Origin of the sequence: Microvirga alba (assembly GCF_015694465.1) — a bacterium.
Lineage (GTDB): Bacteria > Pseudomonadota > Alphaproteobacteria > Rhizobiales > Beijerinckiaceae > Microvirga > Microvirga alba.
The window spans coordinates 284,386-307,974 of record NZ_JADQDO010000004.1; the positions used below are offsets into that span (position 1 = coordinate 284,386).

Sequence of the window (23,589 nt, forward strand, 5' to 3'; positions counted from 1 at the left end):
TAAAAATTTGTATTAATTGGCTCGAGGCCCGAGCGGTCAGTATGGTCTATCCCGAATGTCCAATCGGAAGAGGAGACGCGACAGCAGGACCTCGAGGATCACAAAGGCTATGATCGGAAGGGCGATATCGAGACCGGAGAGATCGAGCTGTCTCCTGAGCAGAAGGAGCGGGAACAAAGCCTCCGGGATCTGATCGAGAGCAAAGGCCTGCGCATGGACCTTGAATCCAAGGCGCCGCTTGACGAAACTTGAGAACAGATCGCCTAGCATGGATCCCGTTGCCAACACGACGCCCGCGCGCCAACCGAGGTTGAGCACCGCTGCGACCGTTCCAGTGCAGACAATTGAAACGAACAGCCCACGAATGGTTTTCGAGACCCCAAGCAAGGGCTGGCCATCGCGCAAGATGACGCCGCAATCAAGCGGGGTATCGAAGCGGTTCCCGAATAGCTTCCGTGCAAAGATCGGGGTGCCGTTCGCAACACCAAGAAGGATCAGCAGGCGTATGATGAGGATTGGATCAATCATACGGCCACCCGCTGCGAAGTATCCCCATGACGCGCACTCTGTCGCTGCAGAAAACGGCACCCGCTTGCCGGGTTGCGCAAGATGAGGCACCCGTCGATGCCATTCATTCCATCACGTCGCTATGACAGCCACCTCTGAAGAGGTCTATCTCGCGCGAGAAGGATACAAACGACGCCGCACGCTCCTTTGATATCTGTCAAAATAGCTTTCCGGAGGAGACGCTAATCTCGGGCCAAATTTCGCCTCCTTGCCCGATTTTGGATGACGTCGCCGACGATCAACATTTCGCCCGAAGAAGAACATTGTCGAAATTGATCACCATCGACCTTTGCGGAGACGTGATGCTGGGACGGGGCATCGACCAAGTCTTGCCATACCCAAGCAATCCGCAATTGCAGGAAGCATATGCCACCTCGGCGCGAGACTACGTCGCACTTGCTGCGAGAGTAAATGGGCCAATCCCGGCACCTGTTGAGTTGTCTTATCCGTGGGGCTTCGCGCTCAAGGAGTGGAGGCACGCACCTCCGTCTGCCCGCCTTATCAATCTTGAAACGAGCATTACGCGCAGTGACACTTACGTCCCCAAGGGGATCAACTACCGTATGAGTCCTGAGAATGCCGCATGCCTTGTGAGCGCCGGCATCGATTGTTGCGCGCTCGCCAACAATCACGTCCTGGATTGGGGGATTTCGGGCCTACTTGAAACATTGCATGTGTTGCGACGACTGGGCGTGAAAACCGCAGGAGCCGGCCGGAACGCCATGGAGGCGAGCGCCCCGGCAATTATCGACGTCGCTGGCAGGGGGCGCGTGCTCGTCTTCTCCTTCGCGCATGGTACGAGTGGCACCCCGCGGAGCTGGGCCGCGACCGCCGAGCGTCCTGGCGTCAATCTCTTACCCGACCTTTCCGAAGGAACTGCTGCGCGAATTGCAGAACATATCGTTTCATCCAGCCAGGAAGGCGATATTGTGATCGCCTCCATTCATTGGGGTCCGAACTGGGGATACGAGATTCCCAATGAACGACGATCATTTGCGCACGCCTTGATCGAACTGGCGGGAGCGACGATCGTGCACGGCCATTCATCGCATCATCCGCTCGCGATCGAGATCCATCGGAACCGGCTGATCCTGTACGGATGTGGAGATTTCTTGAACGACTATGAGGGAATTTCCGGATTCGAAGAGTACCGGGGAGACCTGACCTTGATGTACCGCGCGAGCATCGACCCTGACGAGGAGACCTTGGCAGGCCTGCGTTTGGTACCGCTGCAGATTCGCAATTTCCGTCTGCATCGCGCATCCGACCAGGATACCAAATGGCTTCGAGATGTCCTGGCTCGTGAAAGTGATCGGTTCCGCACTCGCATCACATGCGATTCTGACAATACCTTGATGGTATTCCACGACGCGCCATGAGGATCGGCTATGAGGATCGCTTCTGTGGGTCGCTTCAACCCGTTCTCACCATGACGTGACGAACGGCCGTGTAGTCCTCCAGGGCATAGATGCTCATGTCCTTGCCGTAGCCGGACTGCTTGAGCCCGCCATGGGGCATCTCGTTCACGAGCATGAAGTGACAATTCACCCAGGTGCAGCCGTATTGGAGGCGCGAGGCCGTTCCCATCGCCTTCGCGACGTCGCGAGACCAGACGGAGGAGGCGAGGCCATAATCGGAATCATTCGCCCAGGACACCGCCTGCTCGACATCATCGAAGCGCGTGACGGACACGACCGGGCCGAAAACCTCGCGGCGAACGATCTCATCGTCTTGGCGCGCGCCGGCAATCACGGTCGGCTCATAGAAAAATCCCCCGCCACTGCCTTCCCTTCCACCAGCCGTGATCTCTACATGCTTCAAGTCTGCGGCGCGCTCGACGAAAGACGCTACTCGCGAGCGCTGGCGCGGTGAGATAAGCGGTCCGAGATCGTTCTCCTCATCATTCTCCCGGTCGAAGCGAAGGTCGGATACCGCCGAGGAGAGATCCGCAACGAAGCTGTCGTAGATCTTCGCTCCGGCATAGATGCGGCAAGCCGCGGTGCAATCTTGACCCGCGTTGTAGTAGCCGAAAATCTTGATCGCCTCGACAACCTCGGAAAGGTCCGCGTCATCGAACACGATGACCGGTGCCTTTCCGCCCAGTTCGAGGTGGGTGCGTTTGACCGATTTCGCTGCGGCCGTCAGAACCTTCTTGCCGGTCGCGACATCGCCGGTAAGCGAGATCATCGACACCTTGGGGTGCGAAATCAGCGTCTGCCCCACGGTCTCGCCGCGTCCGACAACGACATTGACGACGCCCTCGGGGAAGATGTCGGCGATGACTTTCGCGAGCTTCAACGTCGATAGAGGCGCCTGCTCGGACGGCTTGATCACGACCGCGTTGCCGCCAGCCAGAGCCGGAGCGAGTTTCCAGGCGGCCATCATCAGCGGATAGTTCCACGGCGCGATTGAGGCGACGACGCCGATCGCGTCACGCCGGATCATCGAGGTGTGCCCCGGCAGATACTCACCCGCCAACGCGCCCTGCATCGAGCGAACTGCTCCTGCGAAGAACCGAAAACAATCGACGATGGCGGGAATTTCGTCGCGCAGAACGAGATGTCTCGGCTTGCCGCAATTGAGCGCCTCAAGGGTCGCGAAGATCTCAGCCTCGGCCTCGATCCGATCGGCGAGCTTCAACAGGAGTGCCGAGCGCGTTCCCGGTGGAGTCCGGGACCAACCCGCGAATGCGGCATCCGCGGCGAAAACTGCAGCATCGACCTGCTCTGTCGACGCTTCGGGGAGCTTCATCACCGCTTCGCCGGTCCGGGGATTGAAGATCGTCTCCGCTTCCTCCGTTCCGGACTGGAAGCGCGTGCCAATGAGCATCTCGGTGTCGGTCATTATTGGGAGAGAGCCTGTATCCATGGTGTTCCTCCAATTTTCTTACACATGTCCCTCGTCACCCACCGCCTGATGCAGGCCCTTCCTCGCGAGTCAGATAATAGGCTGCGAGAATCGGCAGGAAGGTCAAGGCAATGACGATGACCGCAACGACGTTGGTGACCGGCCGTTGGCGAGGCCTGATCAACTCGTTCAGCATCCAGATCGGGAGTGTCGCCTGCTGACCGGCCGTAAAGGTGGTGACGATGACCTCGTCGAAAGACAACGCGAACGCGAGCATCGAACCGGCCAACAAAGCTGTCCCGAGATTGGGCAGAATCACAAAGCGGAATGTTTGAAAACTGTCGGCCCCGAGATCGTAGGATGCTTCAACGATCGAAGGCGAGAGCCGGCGCAATCTCGCGATCGCATTGTTGTGAACCACAACGACACAGAAGGTCGCGTGCCCCACGACGATCGTCCAGAACGAGAAGGGAATATCCAGCAGGTTGAAGGCGGACCGCAGGGCAATTCCGGTGATGATGCCCGGAAGCGCGATGGGAAGGATGATGAGGAGCGAGATGACCTCGCGCCCAAAGAAACGCGTTCGCGCCAGCGCGCCGGCGGCCATGGTTCCCAGCGTAAGCGCGATCACGGTCGCAATCGTGGCAACCCGGAGCGAGAGAACGAGTGCGTTCCAGACATCTGGCCGCGCAAAGGTCACGCCGAACCATTTCAACGTCAAGCCCGGTGGGGGAAATTGATAACTGCGCTCCTCGGTCGTGAACGCATAAAGGATCACGAAGGCGAGCGGCGCGTGCAGAAACAGAAGCCCGATTCCGGCGGCGATCTTCAATTTGAGGGAAGCTTTAGAACGCATCGAAAGCCCCCAGGCGCTTCGCCGCGAAAAGATAAAACCCCATGACGATGATCGGCACGACAGCAAAAGCCGCAGCGAGAGGAATATTTCCTGCGGTGCCTTGCAATACGTAGACCGTCTGCCCGAGAAGAAGCGTTGACGGGCCGATGATCTGCGGCAGGATATAGTCGCCTAGTGTCAGCGAGAAAGTGAAGATCGAACCGGCAGCAACGCCGGGGAGCGCCAGCGGCAGGGTCACTGTCCGAAAGGTCTGGCCCGGCGCGGCGCCGAGATCCGCGGAAGCCTCGATCAGACTGGCGGGCACCCGCTCTAACGCCGCCTGAATGGGCAGGATCATGAAGGGCAGCCAGAGATAGGCGAAGACGAGGGCCTGACCGAGATAGCTGACTGATAGCGATGGACCGCCCACGAACGGCATGCTTAAAAGCGCGTCGACCATTGGCGTTGCACCGAGCCTGTCAGCGCCCCATGCCACCGCCCCCTCCTTTGCGAGCAGGAGCTTCCAGGCATAAACCTTCACGAGGTAGCTCGACCAAAGCGGCATCACAATCGCAATGTAGAACGTCGCCTTCGTCCGCCCGCGCGCATACCGGGCGGCGTAGTAGGCGATTGGGAAGGCCAACACGGCTGAAGCGAATGTCACGAATGTCGCAATCGCGAGCGTGCGCAGAATGACATCGAGATTGGCCGGCCGCAGCAATTCCGCATAGGTCTTGAGCGTGAACTCTCGAACGATGGTTCCGGAAAATTCATCGATCGAGAAGAAGCTTTGAATCAGAAGAGCGATCAGACTCCCGACATAGACCACACCGAGCCAGAGCAGTGGCGGCACAAGCAGCAGGGTCACCAGAAGGCCCCGCTTAGCGAAGAGAACAGAGGAAAGGCGGCGCGACAGAGCCTCTCGCGCCATGGGGGGATCGAGGGCGACGCTGGTCACTTCTCATCCTCCATTACATGCAGGGACGCCGGAGACCAGGACAACCGGACCGCCTCCCCCGACAAAAGATTGCGGGCCTGCGTTGCCGGTACGAGGGCGGCAAGGCGGATGCTCGCGCATTCCGCAATCACACGCCGCATCGCGCCGTGATATTGAACCTCAATGCAAATTCCATCCACATGAACATGTCCGTCCCCTGGCGCGGCGCCGACAGACTGAACTGCTATTGCCTCAGGCCTCAGGCTCGCAAGTCGCGGCTGGCCGCCAAGGCGCGCCGTGATCGCGGGTTCCAGCACGTTCGAACCGCCGACGAACTGCGCGACGAACCGGTTGCGCGGCCGCTCATAGATCTCCTCCGGCGTCCCCACTTGGACGATGCGCCCAGCGTCGAACACAGCGACCCGGTCGCTCATGGAGAGCGCCTCGCCTTGATCGTGCGTCACGAAGATGAAAGTGAGTCCGAGCGCCCGCTGGAGCGTTTTCAGCTCGACCTGCATTTCCTCTCGGAGTTTCAGATCCAGGGCACCCAGCGGTTCATCAAGAAGCAGGACCTTCGGCCGATTGACCAGAGCGCGGGCTAACGCCACGCGCTGCCGTTGGCCACCTGAGAGTTGAGAAGGGCGACGCCCCTCGAATCCGACCAACTTGACAAGGCCCAGTGCCTCGCGCGCAAGCTTCTCCCGTTCGGAGCGAACCATGCCGCGAATACGCAGGCCATAGGCCACGTTGTCGAGAATGTTCAAATGCGGAAACAGCGCATAATCCTGGAAGACCGTGTTGACCGCGCGCTGAAATGGCGGGGACCCGGCCACAGGCTCGTCGAAGATACTGATCTCACCGGCGTTCGGCTGCTCGAAGCCAGCCACGAGGCGCAGGCAGGTGGTCTTTCCTGAGCCGGAAGGGCCGAGCATGGCGAAGAATTCGCCGGCTCGAACGTCGAGGTCGACCCCGTCCACTGCCTTCACCGAGCCAAAATGCCGGGTAACTCCCGAGAACCGGACTGCGGAGGTGTCTTCAGGAACCAGGCGACGAGCTGCCATTGCAGCTTGGGGGCGCGTATGTACGGACATGTCAGATGCTCCGGAGGACATCTTTTGCCTCCCATCCGATGAGGAGGCGCTCACTTGCGAGCAAGCGCCTCCGGGCGATGCTCATCGGCCGCCGAGAATCGCGATGTAGTCGGTCACCCAGCGATAATAGGGGACGCAGCCCTCGGCCTGCGTGGTGCATTTTGAAACTGGCGTGCGCCAGAACCTGATCTTGTCGAAATTGCCGAGGCCGTTCGTCTGGCAACCGTCATCACCGAGAAGAGCATTGCCCTTGCAGGCGGCGAGAACCGGCGGCACCGACCCGAACCAGGACGCGAGGTCGCCCTGAACCTTCGGGCTGAGCGAATGCTCAAGCCATTGGTAAGCGCAGTTCGGGTGTGGCGCATCCACGTGCATCATCGTGGTGTCCGCCCAGCCCGTGGCACCCTCCTCCGGAATGATGCTGGCGATGGACTTGTTCTGGCTCTTCAGAAGATTGACCTGGAAGGGCCATGACGAGGACGCAACCACGCCTTCGTTGGTGAAATCGTCGACCTGCACCATCGCGTCATGCCAATAGCGTTGGACGATGCCGCGCTGCTTGCGCAGAAGATCGAGCGCAGCCTTGTATTGCACTTCGGTCAGCTCATAGGGATCCTTAATGCCGAGCTGAGGCTGATGCTTCATGAGATAGAGCGCGGCATCGGCGATGTATATGGGTCCATCGAACGCCTGCACGCGGCCTTTATTGGGTTTGCCATCGGGGAGGTTCGTTTCCTCGAAGACGATGTTCCAGCTTTTCGGCGCTTCCTTGAACACGTTCGTGTTGTACATCAGCACGTTCGAGCCCCACTGATAAGGGACGCCGTAATGAACGTTATCGACGGTATGCCAAGGCGCCATTTGTAGACGCTCATCGATCGTCTTCCAGCTCGGGACGAGACTGATATTGACTGGCTGCACGCGCTTGCCTGAAATGAGCCTGAGGCTAGCATCACCGGAGGCGGTCACGAGATCGAACCCACCCTCGTTCATGAGGGCGACCATTTCGTCAGAGGTTCCGGCGGCTTTCACCCGTACTTTGCAGCCGCTCTTCTCCTCGAAGGCGGTGACCCAATCATACTGCTTGTCGGTCTCGCCGCGTTCGATATAGCCGGGCCACGCGATGATATCGACGAAGCCCTCGGATTTGCCGATCGATTTGACCTGCGCAACAGCCGGTGCGGCACCGAGCATTGCCGTGAGGCAAAACAGGGCACCTTTTAAGACGATGCGGTCCATGGATGCGATCTCCTCCCAATTGTCCCCGTGTTCGCGCCATCGGAGAGCCCGTGAAGCCGAGCCTTGTCCCCTTTTTTGAAAGAGTGGTCGAAATCGGGAGAGCGCGCCAATTCATTCGGGAGAATTCAGAGATCGGAATTTCCGATATGTCAGCCTCGTTGTCGGATCGAACGATAGGTCTGTACGACCGACAGAAACTGCGAGGCAATCGGCGACAGCCGGGACCCTCGTCTCCACACGACCCCAACCGATACTGCCGGGAGATCCTCCCGGATCCGGCGCGCTTCGATCTTGTCGCCTTCGAGAGACCATTGGCGATAGGTGAGGTCCGGCAGGACTGCCAATCCGGCGCCCGTGGCCACGAGACTTCGTACGGCCTCGACTGACCGTGTGCGAAACGCGATCGGCGGCCGGATGCTCAATTGTTGCCAGACCCGCTTCGGCGCCTCATCGATCTCATCAATGGCAAGCAGGATCTGCGGCTCCTCGGCAAGCTCCCGGAGACTGATCTCGGTGGCCTCCGCCAGATGATGCCCTAAGGGAAGCCAAAGCCGATATCGGGACGCCTCGACAAGTTCAGCCTCAAGCGAAACCAGAGTAGCCCGCGGCGGTAGCACCATGACCGCGATATCCAACTCGCCGCCAATCAGAAGATGCTCCAAATAGTCGCGCGCATCTTCGACCACGGCAACATCGAGGAAGGGAAAGGCTCGCCTGAAGCGGGCCAGGAGATCGGCAAGGATGTAGCCTGCCACCAGGGGTGTCACGCCGAGTTGAAGACGGCCCTCGCTGGGAGCCCCATTCTCGTGAAGGGCCCGTCTCGCATTGGAGACTTCGCCGAGGATCTTTTCGGCATGACGCAGGAACTGATAGCCCTTGAGGGTCAGGCTCATGCCGTGGGGAGAGCGCTCGACGAGCTTGAACCCGAGATCGTGCTCGAGTTCCTGAATGGCTTCAGTGATCGTCGATTGAGAAATCGAGAGTTGACGCGCAGCCCCCGACACAGAGCCCGTCTCGGCGATGGCCACGAAATAGCGGACCTGGCGAAGAGAGAAGGCCATTCTCTGTGAAATACCCTCTTGGATCAGACGACCCTAGTTCCCATCATCGTAGATAATATTATCACATTTGCATAATTGGCGATAGCCGAGCCCCCGGTCTGCGTTCCCGGCGGCCGCACCGCGGGAACCTTTGTCCTCGTTATCCTGAGCGCCGCGCCGCTTCGATTGCAGCCGTTCGCGCGCTCCACCATCGAAGCGGCAATCTTGTCGAGCACGGCATTGCAATTTTCATCACATTGATCTCGCGTGAGACGGGAGAATGACGTACACAATTGCATCCCCAATTTCGTGCAGGGCAGACATGAACACGGTCTTCGATCTCAGAGGAAAAACCGCAGTCGTCACCGGTGCCAATACGGGCATCGGGCAAGGGATTGCGCTTGCCCTCGCACAGGCCGGGGCAAATATCCTCGCAGTGGGCCGCTCGACGATGGCGGAGACGGAAGAGAAGATCGCATCGACTGGTACCGCGTTCCGCGCCATCGCGGCTGATCTCTCGACCCTCGCACCAATCGATAAGATCCTCGATGCCGCCGAGGATCTGGGCGGGCGCATCGACATTCTCGTGAATAACGCCGGCATCATCCGACGAGCAGACGCAATCGACTTCACTGAGGCCGACTGGGATGATGTGATGGATGTAAATCTCAAGACCACCTTCTTTCTCGCCCAGGCCTCCGCGAGGAGGATGCTGAAGGATGGTAAGGGCGGTAAGATCATCAACATTGCTTCGCTTTTGTCGTTTCAGGGCGGCATCCGCGTCCCGTCCTACACCGCGAGCAAGAGCGGTGTCGCGGGCCTGACCAAACTGCTCGCAAACGAATGGGCAGCGAAAGGCATCAACGTTAACGCCATCGCGCCCGGCTACATCGTAACCAACAACACCGAGGCGCTCAGGCAGGACGAGAAACGAAGCGCAGATATTCTCTCGCGCATTCCGGCCGGACGCTGGGGAAATGCGGAAGATATTGGCGGCGCTGCCGTGTTCTTAGCATCAGACGCCGCAACATATATTCACGGCGTCGTGCTTCCGGTCGATGGTGGCTGGCTCGCGCGTTAGGCCCGCGAAATTCGTTTGCCTGAACGGCTCGCACGGCAAGAGTTCAGGCGAGATGCGGACGGCTGGCGCGGTTCACTCTAACGCCGACTGACGGCCTGCCCTTCCGAGTCGAAGATGTGAAGGTCCGGAGGGAGTGCCACGCCGATCCTGTCCCCAACCAGAAAGCGCCCCTGGCCCGGCGAGGTCAGGGTGAAAGCTCCCCCGAGAGTCGTCTTTGCGTGCAGCACGGTCTCTGCCCCAAGCTGCTCCACGAGCGTGATCTCGAGAGCCATTGCCCCTGCTTCAACTTCTGTAATATCGACCTCATGAGGTCGAACGCCGAGCGTCACCGGTGAGCCGTGAGGAAGATCGAGCCCCCAAGCAGCGTGGTGCTTCCCTCCGATATCGAGACCGCTTCCCCGCTCTGTCCGCGCAATACTCGCGTCAATAAAATTCATTCGCGGGGAACCAATGAATCCAGCGACAAAACGATTTGCCGGCTTGTTGTAGAGCTCAAGGGGCGTACCGACCTGCTCGACGCGGCCATCGCGCAAGACCACGATGCGGTCGGCAAGGGTCATCGCCTCCGTCTGATCATGCGTTACATAGATCATCGTCGCGGCAAGGCGCTTGTGCAACGCCGCAAGCTCCGCGCGCATCACCACGCGCAACTCGGCGTCCAAGTTGGACAATGGTTCATCGAGCAGGAAAATCCCCGGGCGTCGCACGATAGCGCGACCGATCGCGACACGCTGCCGCTGCCCCCCGGACAATTGACCCGGCTTGCGATTGAGCAGCGGCTCGATCAGCAGCATGCGCGCCGCTTCCATGACGCGCGCCTCGATCTCCGTCTTCGGCATTCGGCTGTTTTCGAGGCCGAATGCCAGATTTTGACGCACGCTCATATGCGGATAGAGTGCGTATGACTGAAACACCATCGCCAAGCCGCGATCGGCAGCCGACACATCGTTGACCTGACGATCGTCGAGATGGATTTCCCCCGAGCTTGCGTCCTCAAGCCCCGCGATGATGCGGAGAAGTGTGGACTTCCCGCAACCGGAAGGCCCAACGAAAACCACGAATTCGCCATCCCGGACGTCGAGATCGACTCCGTGTAGAACCTTGACGGAGCCGAATTGCTTTGTGACTTGGCGTAGGGCGAGATGGCTCACGGCTTTGTCTTTCCGGATTGCTGCGTCATTTCAGACCCGTATTGGCGATACCGCTGGTGATGTAGCGCTGAAGGAACAAGAAAATCGCGGCAACAGGCAGGATGGATATAACCGTCATCGCCAGCACATAGTGCCATTGCACGTTCAACTCTCCAGAGAACGCATTGAGCCCGACCTGCAACGTGTATTGCTCCTTGCGCGAGAGCACGATCAGAGGCCAGAGGAAATCGTTCCAGCGCCACATGATCGAAAAGATTGCGAGCACGGCGAGTGCGGGCGCCGCCAGCGGAAGAACGATGCGCCAATAAATCTGCCACTCAGAGGCCTTGTCCATCCGCGCTGCGTCGATCAATTCGTCCGGGATCGTGAGCATGTATTGGCGCAGCAGAAATACACCGGTCGGCGTCGCAACCGTTGGCAGGATGACGCCCCAGAGCGTGTCGAACAGCTGCAGTTCGTTCACGACCAGGTAGAGCGGGACGACGATGACCGAGAGCGGCACCATCAACGTCGCGAGGATAATACCCAGAACGGCGGTTCTTCCTTTGAACTCATATTTGGAGAGCGCGAAGGCCGCCATTGAATTGACGATAAGCGTGATGATGGTTGCCATCACCGTCACGAAGATCGAATTCTGGAAATATCGCAGAAAGTTGAACTGCTGCAGCGGTTCGGTGTAGTTGCCGGTCGCAAGCCGAACCTCCCGTTCCGGGATCCGCTTATCGATTGGCACGCGAATGATCGTTTGCGGGTCGGCAGGGTCCACCAACTGCGCCGTCAGCCCAACTCTGCGCACTTGCGCGAGCACCCGCTCGCTTCCGTCATCCTGTTTTACCCGATAGAGCGGAAGAGGTTTCTCGTAACCGGATACGGCTGCCATGCGCGTGTCAAGAGGCAGGAATGTCGGCGGAAATTCCGAGAGATTTGCTGGTGTCTTGAACGATGAAAGCGCAAGCCAAAGGATAGGACCGAACATCAGGAACAGCCCAAGACCGAGCCAGACATAGGCGAGGACATCGGTCCAGTGCCACCCCTTGCCGCCACGGCGACGGAGGAGAAAGGTCGAGACCGCGCTCATCGGTTACCCTCCCGGTTGCGGCGATTGGAGGCCATAAGCTGCAGCAAGGTTAGCCCGACCAGAACCACCCCCATAAGGATCGAAGCTGCCGAGGCGAGGCCGAGATTGCGCAACACATGCGCAAAGCCCGTCTCGTAGATATATTGAGTAATGAACAATGTGCTCGTTCCAGGGCCACCACCCGTCAACACATATGCCTCGTCGAAGATCTGCACGGCACGGATCAGCGCGAGGGTGATGACGACGAGCAGATTGGGCCAGAGCAATGGCAGCGTTATGCGCCAGAAGGTGCGAAGGCGGCCTGTGCCATCCATCATCGCCGCCTCATAGAGATCGCGCGGAATGGCCTGAAGGCCCGCCAGCAAAATCAAGGCGTAAAATCCGAGATGGGCCCATACCGACACGAAGATAGCCCAGAACATGGCCCAGTTTCGTTCGGCGAGCCACAGCGTCCGGTCGAACCCATAGTCAACGAGAACCGCATTCAGAAGTCCGTCGCGTTGCAAAATCCATTTCCAGATCAAGCCGACGACCACTGGCGACAAGAGGACCGGAAAAAAGAAAACGGCGCGCCAGAAACCGCGGCTCCGCATCTCGCGGTTAAGAACCAGCGCCGTGCCAAGGGCCGCCAGAACCAGAACCGTGACCTGGACGAGAACGAAGAAGATCGTGTTGTGGATACTCTGCCAGAACGCATCTTCGCGACAGGTCGCAGGCTGTGTGTAGTCGCCACAAGCGAACAGCGTTCGATATTGCTCGAAGCCGACGACATGACGCTCTCCAAAGAAGATTGCCATGCCGCCGGTGAAGGAATAGGCGAGATTGATCGCAACGGGAATGAGAACGAACACGCCGAAGATCAACATGTTCGGAGCCAGGAACACGGCCCCCATGCCGCCAAGGCCGAACCGCCTTTGCACGAAGCTCATAGGTGCGTTCAACGCGCCCATGACCAGTCGAAGCGGAGCCGCCAGGACGATGGACAGGCTGGGCGCCTGTCCTCTGGTTTCACTCACGATGCTCATGATCGGAGATCCAGTTAGCGGGACGCCTCAGCGACCTTCTGCTTAATATCCTCCTCGATACGGACATAGGCATCGGCGAGTTGCGCTTCCCCGGAGACAACTTGACCGAGGCGACTGATCGCGGCCGCATAGATGGCACCCGACCACTTGTAGCTCTGCATCTTGAGCGCGAGCGGAGAGGCGCTCTGCGTCGCCTTCAGGAAGGTATCGAGAGACTTCTTCACGTTCGGATCCTTCGACTTGAAGTCGACGCCCTTGGCGGCCACACCTTGATGCGCCGGCAGGAAGAGCGTGCGCTCCGAGAACTCCCGTACCACAGGTTCGCTCGCCAGATACTCCATTACGCGGGCGACTTCCTTCGGGTGCTGCGAGTACTTGACCGCGACCAGCCCGGCGCCGCCCGGCATGCCGGTGCAGGCAGCGGGGCCACACGGCTCGGAACCGGCCGACCAATCGAATTTGTCGCCGATCTTCTGCGAGAATTGTGCCACCTGCCAGGAACCGGAGAAGTAGACGGCGACCTGTCCATTCACGAACTCATCGTTCGCGCCCTTGTAGGTCGTGCCGGCCACGCCGCCCCAGATCTCGCGGGGCATGGTGCCGTCCTTGTGCCAGTCGGCGATCCGCTGCGCCATGGCCTTGAAGCCCTCATCGACCAGGGCGGGCTTTCCATCAGGTCCAATCACCTTCGCGCCCATGGAAATGGCAGGCCCCATGAAACGGTGGCCGGAGCGGTCGAAGGCAAGAGCGATCGGAACTTTCTGGTTCTGCGCAACCTTGCGAGCTGCGGCCGCCCACTCGTCCCAGGTCGCCTTGTCGCCTGGAACCGGCACGCCCGCCTGCTCGAACAGGGTCGTGTTGACGAGCGGCCCCGTGATCGTGAGTTGGGTCATGAACCCGGGCAGTGCGTTGCTGCCATCATCGCGCATCCAGTCGAGCGTGCTGCTGAAGCTTTTCTCGAATGTCGCGGCGTCCTTCAAATGCGCACGCAAATCGAGCCAGTGCTTGGCCTGGGATTTCAGCTCCACGACCCGCACGATGTCGGGACCGCGCCCAGCCTCGAGCTGCACGGGAAGCTGGTCCTTGATCACGCCGAACGCGACGTTGTCGATAACGACCTTGATATCCGGGTTCTGCGTCTCGAAACGCTTCACGATATCCTGAAGAACCTCGCCTTCATTGCCGTCGGAGTACCACATGATGCGCACTTCGGTGGCGGCGAGAGATGCCGAGGCGCTGAGCGTCAAAGCCAAGGCGCCGAGCGTCAGTTTTTTAAAGCCTTTCATCACTTTCCTCCCATGATGAATTCTGGTTTCAAGCGGTCTTGAGCTGTGCCTGCCGCCATTGATTTTGGGAGGGAAGCGTCACACGCGCTCCCTCCGGAAAAGCCGTCAGTTCGCCGGACAAGGTCCAGCGTTTCGGATCCAGGATATCATTGCCGACCTCAATAGTCGCATCGGGACGGCACGAGACGGAGCCGAAATCGGGATCGTTCAGAACAAGTCGTCCGGCAGCGTGCTCGACAACGGAGAGCTCCGCGAAACGTTCGGCGAACGCTTTCAGGTTTCCCTCCGTCGCCATATCCGAGAGCCGCACGATCCACCGGCCGCGATGACCGGCAAGACGAATCTCGCACCCGGCGGTCGGTCCCGTCGTCACGCGCTCGACAGGACCGCTCGCGACCAGCAAGCAGAGGCCGTCGCCGGAGCGGACGATGACACGGTTGCCGTCATAAACGACCTCGTCCATCTCGACCTCGGGCAGCCAGGCATGGGTGAAGTCGGGCTGGGACGGGTGCGCTGCGAAATCGACCACCGCTAGGGAACGGTATTGCTGCACCCGCGGCACGGTTCCGCAGCCGCCCCAATAGGAAGGACGACCATAGCCGCTATGAATCACTTCTCCCGGATGGTTGATCCAGATTTGTGATTCCGGCCTGTCGCCGAGGCGCAGATGGAGCATCGTCTCCTGATAGCCCCACTCGCCCGCGCGGTAGGCGGCGATGCTGCCGAGAGCGTAGGCCTTGGTCTTGAAATGGTAGAGAGAGGCAATACCGTTCTCGCCCTGCCTGTAGCGCCACTCGTAAGCTTCATCACCCTTGTGATCGGCGATGGCTGCGAGGCAGGGATGGATCTCCAAACCCTTTTCGCTGAAGCACAGGGCGAGTTGCGGCAACGCGTGGAACCGTCGGCCGAGCCACCCCTTGCCAAACGCGAGATAGGCGATTCCCGACAGTTCAAGAGTGCGGCCGGGCCGGAGGGTATGCTCGTAGCTGCGCCCTTGCGAGGCGGTCATCAGCCCATGATGGCTCGACAAGGCCATGATCTCAAGAAGACGACGAATGGCAGCTCCCGAGCGCTCACGGATCGCGGCGTCGGGCGACAGTGCGTAGAGCGCGCACAATCCTTTGAGGTCAATCGGGAAGTACGGCGCGGAATTCCATTCGGCCATTTCACAGGCTTCGAAATGGGTCAGCCATTCAAGCAGGCGCTGGCGGCCGATCTCAGCCTGCTCGCGTCCCTGGCGGCCGGAGCGCGTGAAGGTCTTTTCCGGAAAGAGCGTGCCGGCCAAATGGCAAGCCGTGTGGAAAAGCAGCGCATGGTTCTCGCTGAAGTACCACATCACGTCGTTGCCGGGCTCGTCCATCCAGTAACGGAAGCGCAGGATCACATCGTCCATGCGCGCCCGTGTCTCGGGGGAAATTCGCTCAGGCCAGGCGATGCGGCACCAGAGCAGCGGGACGAGCAGGAAGTCCGCGCAATCATGGCAGTCGCCAACGATCGGAAGGCAGGACTCGATGATGCGATCCGTCTCGAGACCACCGCGGTCGAGCGCGAGACGCGCGAGAGCCGCGACCATGTCGCGCTCGCCCTTCTCCGCCACGTGATCAAGAACGATATGAGCACGAGCCTTCAAATCAGGCGTTGATCGGGGGGCGTCACCAAGATGGCAGATCTCGACGCCCAGGACTCGTGTCGCTGTGAATGCTCCGTCACTCAACGTGACGTCGAAGTGCCGGAAATCCGCGGGCAGGTCTTTTGCATCGGCGAGCGAAATGCGTTTTGCCCCGGCGGGCAGATGCCGCTTCAATTCGACATTGCCCTCGGTGGACATGAAGTCCCCGCGCACCTCGACATGGACATCGAGTGCATGACTTGCCGGCTCGTCGAAAACGATCGCAATTTCACCACTGTCGTAGAACGGCTTTTCGAAACGCATGCCCTCCAGCATTCGCTCGACGGCACCTGCACGGGCGCCATCGATCGAGGTCGGGAGCGCGACGGTCAGGCCTTCTCCTTCCGACAGTTCGAGGCTGAAATAGTAGCGAGCATCGCGCTCGCAGAGATCCGCGAACCAGACGCGCACTTCGTTCCGTCCGGCTTTCAGGGGCACGTCGATGGCCGCGCCCTCCTCGAAATTGCGCTGATAGCGCGTCAGCTCGGCAACGCGCACGCCGTTCACTTCAACGAACGCGCCGCCGCATGTGGCGAAACGAAAGCGGGCAACCTGATCCTGCGCGCTATCGAGCATGGTGCGCGCCCAGCACTCGACCCGCGTCGCGCGGAACCAGAACCCGGACAGATCCACGCGCGGGCTACCGAACGGAAACCAAACCCGCCTGGCCTCGAAGCCGGTCACGGGCTTCGGTGTCCGACCCCGATACGCCTCGATAAAATCCGTGCGGCAGGGATACTGATGCGGAATGAAGTTGCGGTCTTTCGTCAGGAAGAAGAACGCATCCATCTTCCCTTCCATCGTGCGGTCGGGAACGTCGTAGCGTTCCTCGTGCACGTTGCCTAGCTGCCAATGGCCAACGGCGTCGCCGGGCTTGAGAGAGATCGCCAGATGCATGTCGGTTTTCATGATGAAATGGCCTTCTCTAGCGCAGCGTCGCGACAGGAACCGGATCGACGTCGGTGTATTCCTGGTTTTCACCGGTCATGCCCCAGACAAAGGCATAAGGACCGGTCCCGGCGCCCATATGGATCGACCATGCCGGCGAAAGGACCGCATCACCGTCGGCGACGACCAGATGACGGGTCTCCTCGGGGCGACCCATCAGGTGAATCACACGATCTTCGGGAGCGAGGTCGAAATAGACATACGCTTCCATGCGCCGCTCATGGAGATGAGGAGGCATGGTGTTCCAGGCGCTGCCATGTGCGAGATCCGTGATCCCCATTAACAGGAGCGCGGACGGCGCCACCTCCGGATGAATGTACATGCGTAGCGAACGCTTGTTCGAGTTGCGGTCGCTACCGAGCTCGAGCAGTTTCGATTCATCGCGCGTGATAAGACGGTGGGGATAGTCGACCTGCGACGGTACGGAATTCACATAGAAACGCGCTGGATTGGCCGCATCGGCGCTCGACAGTTTCAGCCGCTGCGCGCCGCGTCCCACATAGAGGATGTCGCGGCTCGCGAGATCGAAGGATTTGCCATCAACCTCGATTCGACCGGGACCACCGAGATTCGCGATGCCCATTTCCCGATAGGACAAAAGATATGGCGTTCCAATCGGGGCCCCCTCGCCAAACTCCACGGTCTTCCTGACCGGGCGACAGCCGCCGATGATCATGCGATCAACATGCGTGTAGACGAGACGCATCTCGTCTACCGCGAAAAGCTGTTCGATCAGGAAGGTCGCGCGCAGCTCCTCCGTCGACAGGCGGGAGATCGTCTCCGGCCCGGAGCCGTAGCGAACCTCGATCATTGCGCAGCCTCCAATTGAACATCATCTGCATGGCGCACGGCCTCGGCCAGGAGCAGGATCGCGAGGGCTTGGCCGTAGGCGGTCGGTTGGATGGGAATATCGCGGTAGAATTGCAAATCGCGCCCCATGCGCGTGCCGTAGGATACATTCTGCACTGTGCCGCCCTGGTCGATGTTCGCGAGAACGAATTCGAGCGCCTTGAGGCCAGCGACGCGCGCATCCTCGCCAAGAATACCAAGGCGTGCGGCTTTCAAGAGCCCGTAGCCGAATCCCGCGGTCGCCGAAGTTTCGAGATAAGAACCCGGATCGTCGATCAGGGTATGCCACCCGCCGCTGGCATGCTGATGTTTCAGCAATGCCTCCGCCTGGCTCCTCAGACAGCCGAGCAGGAAATCCTTGACGCCGCCTTCGATGCCGCCGAGTTCGATGAAATCAAGCAGGCCGGCCGTGATCCACGCATTTCCCCGTGCCCAGCGAGCCCGCGCAAAATTATGCCGCCCCTCGAAGGTCCAACCGTGGAACCACAACCCGGTCTCGGTATCGGCCAGATAGTGGGCGTGCAGCAAGAATTGCCGGACGGCCTCTTCGACAAGCTCCGGTCGCCCCGCTCCGCGCCCGTAGCTTGCGAGGAAGAGCGCAACCATGAACAGCGTATCGTCCCACAACTCTCCTGGATTGATGCTGTCCGACACGATGTGCTGGAAGCCCTGCTCCTCCGTGCGCGGCAAGCTGTCCATCACGAGGCTCGCCCAATTCTCCAGGGCGGGCCGCCAGCGCTCGTCGCGAGTCCGGCCCCAGAGAATCGACAGGGCGAGCATCGGGGCCGTGGTGTTCACGTTGGGCAACGGCAATTTGCGCTGGAGTTGCCGCTCATACCAGGCCTCAACCAGGGCCCGATGGTGATCGGCCCCGGTGAATTCCCAATAACGCACAAGACCATAGAGCCCAACGCCCTGCGGCCATTCCCAGCCGTCGAAGCTGATGTAGTCGCCGGGACTACCGTCGAGATTCGGCTCGTGAAAAGTCCCGTCATGGCGCAAGGCGACCATGCCCTCGACCAGCCGATCGAGTTGACGGACGAGTCTTCCCCGCTCGAGCATTCGCGTTGCCTCCCCAGGCAATGTGTCTTCTTGTTGAGCAATATGTTTCCTCAATTGAAAAAGTTGCGCAACATGAAAATTTTTTGCAATCTTCCGGTATGACATCAGATTCTTCGAAGATCAGCCCATCCTCCCTCGGCCGCAGTCGTTTGCGCGATATCGCGCGAGCTTGCGATGTCTCGATCAGCACGGTGTCGCGTGCTCTGGCCGGGCAGAAAGGGGTTCGGGATGACGTGCGCCAACGCATCATCGAAGCGGCCAAAACGGCCCGCTATCCCATGGCGAACTCCTTCTCCGGCAATCGGATCGCTGTTTTCGCCAGCCCCGCCGCGATGACGGATTACAGCCGTTCGCAGTTTACCTGGCACGTGCTCGAAGGGTTGAAATCGGCTGCTGCCGCCTACGAAATCGAGATTTCCCTCATCCCCCTCGCCGATGGAGACGACCAATATTCGTCGCTGCATGACGTCTTGGCGGACCGGAATGTTCGTGGAGTGCTGCTCTTGACGGTGGATGACCCTCAGATTCTTGATCGCGTCCACGCCAGCGGCAAAGCTGCTGTCCTGATCAACAGCGACGATCCGTCGATGCGGATTTCAAGCGTCAGTCCGTGCAACCGCTCGGCCGCTCGGCTGGCCTGCGACTACCTCATCGGTCTAGGGCACAGCCGGATCGCTTTCGTGATGAAGCCCGGTCGCGTCACGATCCAACGACGCCTCGAGGGATGGGCAGACGCTCTTCATGAGCACCGCCTCCCTCATCCTCCGGAATACGTGATCAGGGTGGATGACTGGACCCCCGAATGCGCCGAGCGCGCCATCGGGGATCGCCTGGACCGGCGGGCCCTCGACGCGACCGCCCTCCTCTGCGCCGCTGATAGTCTCGCCCTCGGCGCGCTCTCGGCCCTGGCCTCTCGCAATATCTCATGCCCGGACGACATTTCGGTTCTCGGCATCGACGATCTTCCGATTTCGGATCTCTTGAAACCTCGTCTGACCACGATTCATATTCCGGCCCGCGAACTCGGGGAAACCGCCGTGGAGGCCCTCGTCGAGCTTGCCACGCAAGGGCAGCGGCTTGTACGGCGAACGGAGCTGGCCTGCCGACTCATCATTCGGGATTCGACCGCATCGGCGACTACAGAGGATCCTAAAGGACATCAGAATGTGGAGGCCATCCAGACGACCTCGCGAGGTCGCTGATCGTTGGCACGCCGCGCGCACATGCGTGAACCCCGACCATATGAACTTGCCGCTTCTGCAAGTTAGGCCTTCAGTGTATCGAAGACGATTGTTGATTTCAGACTCTTGGCTCGAAAGGCTCGACAATGGCGGATGCAATGTGGCCCCACCCCGTCCCTCCGATCTCTTCAGAGGAGAGAGACGCGCGCCTCGCACGCCTTCGCGCCAACATGGATGAGAGTGGCATCAAGGGCGTCCTCTTAGGATCGACCGAGAGCCTGCGCTATTTTACCGGCCTCGTTTGGAAGCCGAGCGAACGCCTTCTCGGAGCCCTGATCACGGACGAACGGCTCGTCTATATTGCCCCTCGATTCGAACGGTCCAAGGTCGAAACCTTACCGATCCTACCGGGCGACATCGCCACTTGGGAGGAGCATGAGAATCCATACGCGCTCGTCCGAGATCTTCTTGGCTCTCGGGGGCGCCTGGCGCTTGACGAGCAGTTGCCGCTCTTTGCCTACCATGGGTTTGTCGCGGCCCTCGGAGTAGATCGTCTCGCTGATGCAGGGCTGCTCGTCAGGCCCTTGCGGGCACGCAAGTCACCTGCGGAAATCGCGCTGATGGCGCGCGCCAAGGCGATCACGATCGAAGTCCATCGTCGGGCACACGCAATGCTGAAGCCCGGCATTCGTTCATCGGAAGTCGTCGCTTTCATCGATACCCAGCATCGCGCACTTGGAGCGCCCGGCGGATCCAATTTCTGCATTGCCTCCTTCGGTGACGCAACCTCGCTGCCGCACGGGGCCGACGGTGATCCGGCTCTCCAGCGCGGCGATCTTATTCTCGTCGACACAGGCTGCCGCCTCGACGGCTATCATTCGGATATTACGCGCACCTATATGCTTGACGAGCCGACGCGCGAGATCGAACGAATCTGGACCATTCAAAAGGAAGCACAGGAAGCGGCCTTCGCCGCAGCCCATCTCGGCGCGACCTGCGAAAGCGTGGATCGGGCAGCACGTTCAGTGATCGAAGCGCACGGTCTCGGGCCGGATTATCGCCTTCCAGGTCTCCCACACCGCACCGGCCACGGCATCGGCCTGGAAATTCACGAAGTTCCCAATCTGGTCCGTGGCGATGAAACGGAACTCGCCACCGGCATGTGTTTTTCGAACGAACCGATGATCGTTGTGCCGGGCCAGTTCGGCGTGAGACTTGAGGATCATTTCTACATGACCGATAGTGGCGCGCGCTGGTTCACCCAACCGCAAGCAAGCCTGATCGATCCCTTCTCTGACGTAGCCCCGCTGACTGAGTAAGCCGGAGTGCATAGCGGCTCTGGCGCGAGCGATATCGTAAGCTCCACAGCCCCCCGGAGCGACGGGCGTGTCCAATTCCTAGAAGCGTTGCGCGGAAAACAGCTTCAAGTTCACATTGCCCGGACGTCCGGCTATCGTCACTGCCACCATTTCCGCCGTGACCGCGGCCTGGGTCAGGCCGTAGTGCCCATGCCCGAACGCATAGATAACCCGTTCGTCCTTCCGCGCCCTCCCGATCACCGGCAATGAATCCGGTATCGAAGGGCGAAATCCCATCCAACGCCGTTGAGGCAAACCGGGATCGAGATGGGGTAGAAAGCGTCTGAGACGCCCCACGATCGCGTCGGTCCGGCGATGGTTCGGTTCCGCGTTGAGGCCTGCGAACTCAACGGCCCCCCCGACCCTATCGCCGCTATCGAGCGGTGTCGTCACAAAGCCTTCGCCCTCGAACATGATCGGCCGAGAGAGATTGAAGGCCCCGTTGGAGAATGTGGCATTGTATCCCCTCTCTGTATCAAGCGGAATCGCGTCACCCAAATCCTTCGCGAGCACTCGCGACCACGCGCCCGCAGCGATGATGACGCGATCTGACTGGAGTTCCTCAAGATTGCCCTCGGTCGAGAGATAAACCGCGTCATCGCGCAACCCGATTGCGATGACTTGCCCGGCGCAATATGTCGCTCCTCGATCAAGTGCGCGCGCCATCAACTCGGACGCAAGTGTTGCAGGATCGGAAACGTGACACGCGTCCGCGTATAGCACCCCAGCCGAAACACCTTGGAGCGCAGGCTCCAGCCGTTTGATGTCGTCGGCGCTTAAAGCATCCGCCGAAATTCCGAACGCACGTTGGCGAGCAAGAACCTTTTCGGAATCCTGAAATGCGTTGCGGCTTCGCCAAACCGACAGAATGCCGCGATCTCGCAGGTGGCGTTTGAGATCGAGTGCATCAAGACGTCGCTGCCACGCGGGCAAAGCCTCCGTGTTGATTGCGCGGATTGCAGCGATACTCGCCTCGATACGCTTGGGCGTCGAGGCCAGAAAGAAGCGGATCAGCCATGGTGCGAGGTGAGGCAAATAACCAGGCCTGACGGTGAGAGGCCCAAGCGGATCAGCCAACCATCGCGGGAGGTTCTTCCAAACCTTGGGCGAAGCCAGCGGCATGATGTCCGTGTGGGCGATCCACCCTGCATTGGCATCGGTGGCTCGCCCCGGTCGGCCGCCAGGATCGACGAGAGTGACCTGATGGCCTTCATCGATCAGCGCGTGCGCCGTCGCAATTCCGACGATACCAGCTCCGACAATCGTGATCCGCATGAGACATCCCGCTCCACAGTGTACTCAGACTCCGAGGTTACGATCGACGACCTGAAACCCGAGTGCGAACGGATCGCGATCATCGATCACGATCGTGTTGAACCCTGTGACACGTGCCCATCCCTCGATGGATGGAATGATCGCATCGCGGTTGCCGACCCTCGCGCGCCCTTCGATGCGCCCCACAAAGGTGGATCCGATGATACTCTCATGGACGAATTCATCGCCCTCCGTGAGCTCGCCTTTCGAGGCGAGATGCGCCATGCGTGCAGATGTACCTGTGCCGCAAGGCGAACGGTCAATTGCCTTATCGCCATAAAATACGGCGTTGCGGGCTGTTCCCTCCGGGGTCTGTGCCTTTCCGGTCCAGAGCACATGCGTCAGGCGATTGATCCCGGGATTCTCGGGATGCGCGATCTTGTGCCGCCTGTTGAAGTCCTCCCGGAGCTTGGGGCTCCAGCGCAGAACGTCGGACGGGTTGATCGCCGACAAGTCGGAATACAGATCCTGCGGTTCGACAATCGCGTAGAAATTTCCGCCATACGCCACATCGACCTTCAGCATGCCGAGGCCCTCGACCTCAACATCATAACCGGTCCCATAGAGAAAGGACGGGATATTGGTAATGCGCACCCGCTCGACGAAGGGGCCGTTCTGCTCATATCGCGCCTCGACGACCCCGGCGGGTGTATCGAGTCTCAGGACGCCGGGCGTCTTCGGGTGAATCAATCCATTCTCGAGGGCAATCGTGACGGTCCCGATCGTGCCATGGCCGCACATCGGCAAGCAGCCCGATGTTTCGATGAAGAGAATGCCGACGTCGCAATCCGCACGCGTCGGCGGATACAAAATAGATCCCGACATCATGTCGTGACCACGCGGTTCGAACATCAAGCCGGTCCGGATCCAGTCGTATTCCGCCAGAAAATGCTGGCGGCGATCAAACATCGTGTCGCCCTTCAGTTGCGGAATGCTGCCGCCAGAGACGACCCTGACCGGGTTCCCACAGGTGTGGCCATCGATGCAGAAGAAGGTATGACGCGCCATGAAGCCGCTCGTTTCTCTCGACC

Annotated in this window: 20 protein-coding genes; 4 read left to right on the top strand and 16 right to left on the bottom strand. The window is 60.0% G+C overall.

Going from position 1 to position 23,589, the window contains the following annotated elements; all coding sequences use genetic code 11:
• Window positions 1-36: 36 nt before the first annotated feature.
• Window positions 37-528, bottom strand: coding sequence for a CDP-archaeol synthase (locus I2H38_RS11115; protein ID WP_196271907.1), 492 nt, complete (start codon window positions 526-528; stop codon window positions 37-39).
• Between the two features lie 302 nt (window positions 529-830).
• Here I2H38_RS11115 and I2H38_RS11120 point away from each other — a divergent pair, with 302 nt between their 5' ends.
• A complete protein-coding gene (locus I2H38_RS11120; RefSeq protein WP_196271908.1) occupies window positions 831-1,946 on the top strand; it encodes a CapA family protein in 1,116 nt (371 codons plus the stop codon).
• Window positions 1,947-1,980: 34 nt separating this feature from the next.
• Here the strand turns inward: I2H38_RS11120 and I2H38_RS11125 are convergent, their stop codons facing one another.
• From I2H38_RS11125 to I2H38_RS11150, 6 genes are all read right to left on the bottom strand, one after another.
• On the bottom strand, window positions 1,981-3,411 hold the full coding sequence (locus I2H38_RS11125; RefSeq protein WP_210324767.1) for a gamma-aminobutyraldehyde dehydrogenase: 1,431 nt from the start codon (window positions 3,409-3,411) through the stop codon (window positions 1,981-1,983).
• Between the two features lie 58 nt (window positions 3,412-3,469).
• Complete coding sequence (locus I2H38_RS11130) at window positions 3,470-4,270, bottom strand: ABC transporter permease (protein WP_196271910.1); 801 nt, start codon at window positions 4,268-4,270, stop codon at window positions 3,470-3,472.
• The gene (locus I2H38_RS11135) at window positions 4,260-5,180 is read right to left on the bottom strand and encodes an ABC transporter permease (protein ID WP_196271958.1); all 921 of its coding nucleotides are present in this window, start codon (window positions 5,178-5,180) and stop codon (window positions 4,260-4,262) included. The genes I2H38_RS11130 and I2H38_RS11135 overlap by 11 nt, the downstream gene beginning before the upstream one ends.
• A 23-nt stretch (window positions 5,181-5,203) precedes the next feature.
• Complete coding sequence (locus I2H38_RS11140; RefSeq protein ID WP_196271959.1) at window positions 5,204-6,247, bottom strand: ABC transporter ATP-binding protein; 1,044 nt, start codon at window positions 6,245-6,247, stop codon at window positions 5,204-5,206.
• A 111-nt stretch (window positions 6,248-6,358) separates the two neighbouring features.
• Window positions 6,359-7,471: an ABC transporter substrate-binding protein gene (locus I2H38_RS11145; protein WP_229426671.1), complete on the bottom strand. Its 1,113-nt coding sequence runs from the start codon at window positions 7,469-7,471 to the stop codon at window positions 6,359-6,361.
• Between the two features lie 194 nt (window positions 7,472-7,665).
• On the bottom strand, window positions 7,666-8,577 hold the full coding sequence (locus I2H38_RS11150; RefSeq protein ID WP_196271912.1) for a LysR substrate-binding domain-containing protein: 912 nt from the start codon (window positions 8,575-8,577) through the stop codon (window positions 7,666-7,668).
• A gap of 301 nt (window positions 8,578-8,878) precedes the next feature.
• On the opposite strand from I2H38_RS11150, the gene kduD reads away from it, so the two are divergent.
• A complete protein-coding gene (kduD, locus tag I2H38_RS11155; protein ID WP_196271913.1) occupies window positions 8,879-9,637 on the top strand; it encodes a 2-dehydro-3-deoxy-D-gluconate 5-dehydrogenase KduD in 759 nt (252 codons plus the stop codon).
• Between the two features lie 77 nt (window positions 9,638-9,714).
• On the opposite strand, the gene I2H38_RS11160 is transcribed toward kduD, so the two are convergent.
• The 7 genes from I2H38_RS11160 to bglB are packed head-to-tail and all read right to left on the bottom strand — an operon-like array spanning window position 9,715 to window position 18,705.
• Complete coding sequence (locus tag I2H38_RS11160; protein ID WP_196271914.1) at window positions 9,715-10,788, bottom strand: ABC transporter ATP-binding protein; 1,074 nt, start codon at window positions 10,786-10,788, stop codon at window positions 9,715-9,717.
• A gap of 25 nt (window positions 10,789-10,813) precedes the next feature.
• Window positions 10,814-11,866 (bottom strand): carbohydrate ABC transporter permease, encoded by a 1,053-nt coding sequence (locus I2H38_RS11165; protein WP_196271915.1) that lies wholly within the window; start codon window positions 11,864-11,866, stop codon window positions 10,814-10,816.
• Window positions 11,863-12,885 (bottom strand): carbohydrate ABC transporter permease, encoded by a 1,023-nt coding sequence (locus tag I2H38_RS11170; protein ID WP_407664063.1) that lies wholly within the window; start codon window positions 12,883-12,885, stop codon window positions 11,863-11,865. Before I2H38_RS11170 ends, I2H38_RS11165 begins: the two co-directional genes overlap by 4 nt.
• Before the next feature lie 20 nt (window positions 12,886-12,905).
• Window positions 12,906-14,177 carry an ABC transporter substrate-binding protein gene (locus I2H38_RS11175; RefSeq protein WP_196271917.1) on the bottom strand — a complete coding sequence of 424 codons (1,272 nt, stop codon included), beginning with the start codon at window positions 14,175-14,177 and terminating at the stop codon, window positions 12,906-12,908.
• A 28-nt stretch (window positions 14,178-14,205) separates the two neighbouring features.
• On the bottom strand, window positions 14,206-16,755 hold the full coding sequence (locus I2H38_RS11180; protein ID WP_196271918.1) for a hypothetical protein: 2,550 nt from the start codon (window positions 16,753-16,755) through the stop codon (window positions 14,206-14,208).
• Between the two features lie 16 nt (window positions 16,756-16,771).
• Window positions 16,772-17,605, bottom strand: a complete 834-nt coding sequence (gene kduI / locus I2H38_RS11185) for a 5-dehydro-4-deoxy-D-glucuronate isomerase (protein ID WP_196271919.1) — start codon at window positions 17,603-17,605, stop codon at window positions 16,772-16,774.
• The gene (gene bglB, locus I2H38_RS11190) at window positions 17,602-18,705 is read right to left on the bottom strand and encodes a beta-galactosidase BglB (protein WP_196271920.1); all 1,104 of its coding nucleotides are present in this window, start codon (window positions 18,703-18,705) and stop codon (window positions 17,602-17,604) included. Before bglB ends, kduI begins: the two co-directional genes overlap by 4 nt.
• A gap of 98 nt (window positions 18,706-18,803) precedes the next feature.
• Between bglB and I2H38_RS11195 the strand changes: the two genes are divergently transcribed.
• Together I2H38_RS11195 and I2H38_RS11200 are read left to right on the top strand one after the other, a co-directional pair.
• On the top strand, window positions 18,804-19,907 hold the full coding sequence (locus tag I2H38_RS11195; protein WP_196271921.1) for a LacI family DNA-binding transcriptional regulator: 1,104 nt from the start codon (window positions 18,804-18,806) through the stop codon (window positions 19,905-19,907).
• Between the two features lie 137 nt (window positions 19,908-20,044).
• Window positions 20,045-21,205, top strand: coding sequence for a M24 family metallopeptidase (locus tag I2H38_RS11200; RefSeq protein ID WP_407664060.1), 1,161 nt, complete (start codon window positions 20,045-20,047; stop codon window positions 21,203-21,205).
• A 78-nt stretch (window positions 21,206-21,283) separates the two neighbouring features.
• Here the strand turns inward: I2H38_RS11200 and I2H38_RS11205 are convergent, their stop codons facing one another.
• The gene (locus I2H38_RS11205) at window positions 21,284-22,519 is read right to left on the bottom strand and encodes an NAD(P)/FAD-dependent oxidoreductase (RefSeq protein ID WP_196271923.1); all 1,236 of its coding nucleotides are present in this window, start codon (window positions 22,517-22,519) and stop codon (window positions 21,284-21,286) included.
• 24 nt (window positions 22,520-22,543) lie between these two features.
• Window positions 22,544-23,566 carry a 4-hydroxyproline epimerase gene (locus tag I2H38_RS11210; protein WP_196271924.1) on the bottom strand — a complete coding sequence of 341 codons (1,023 nt, stop codon included), beginning with the start codon at window positions 23,564-23,566 and terminating at the stop codon, window positions 22,544-22,546.
• Window positions 23,567-23,589: the final 23 nt, after the last annotated feature.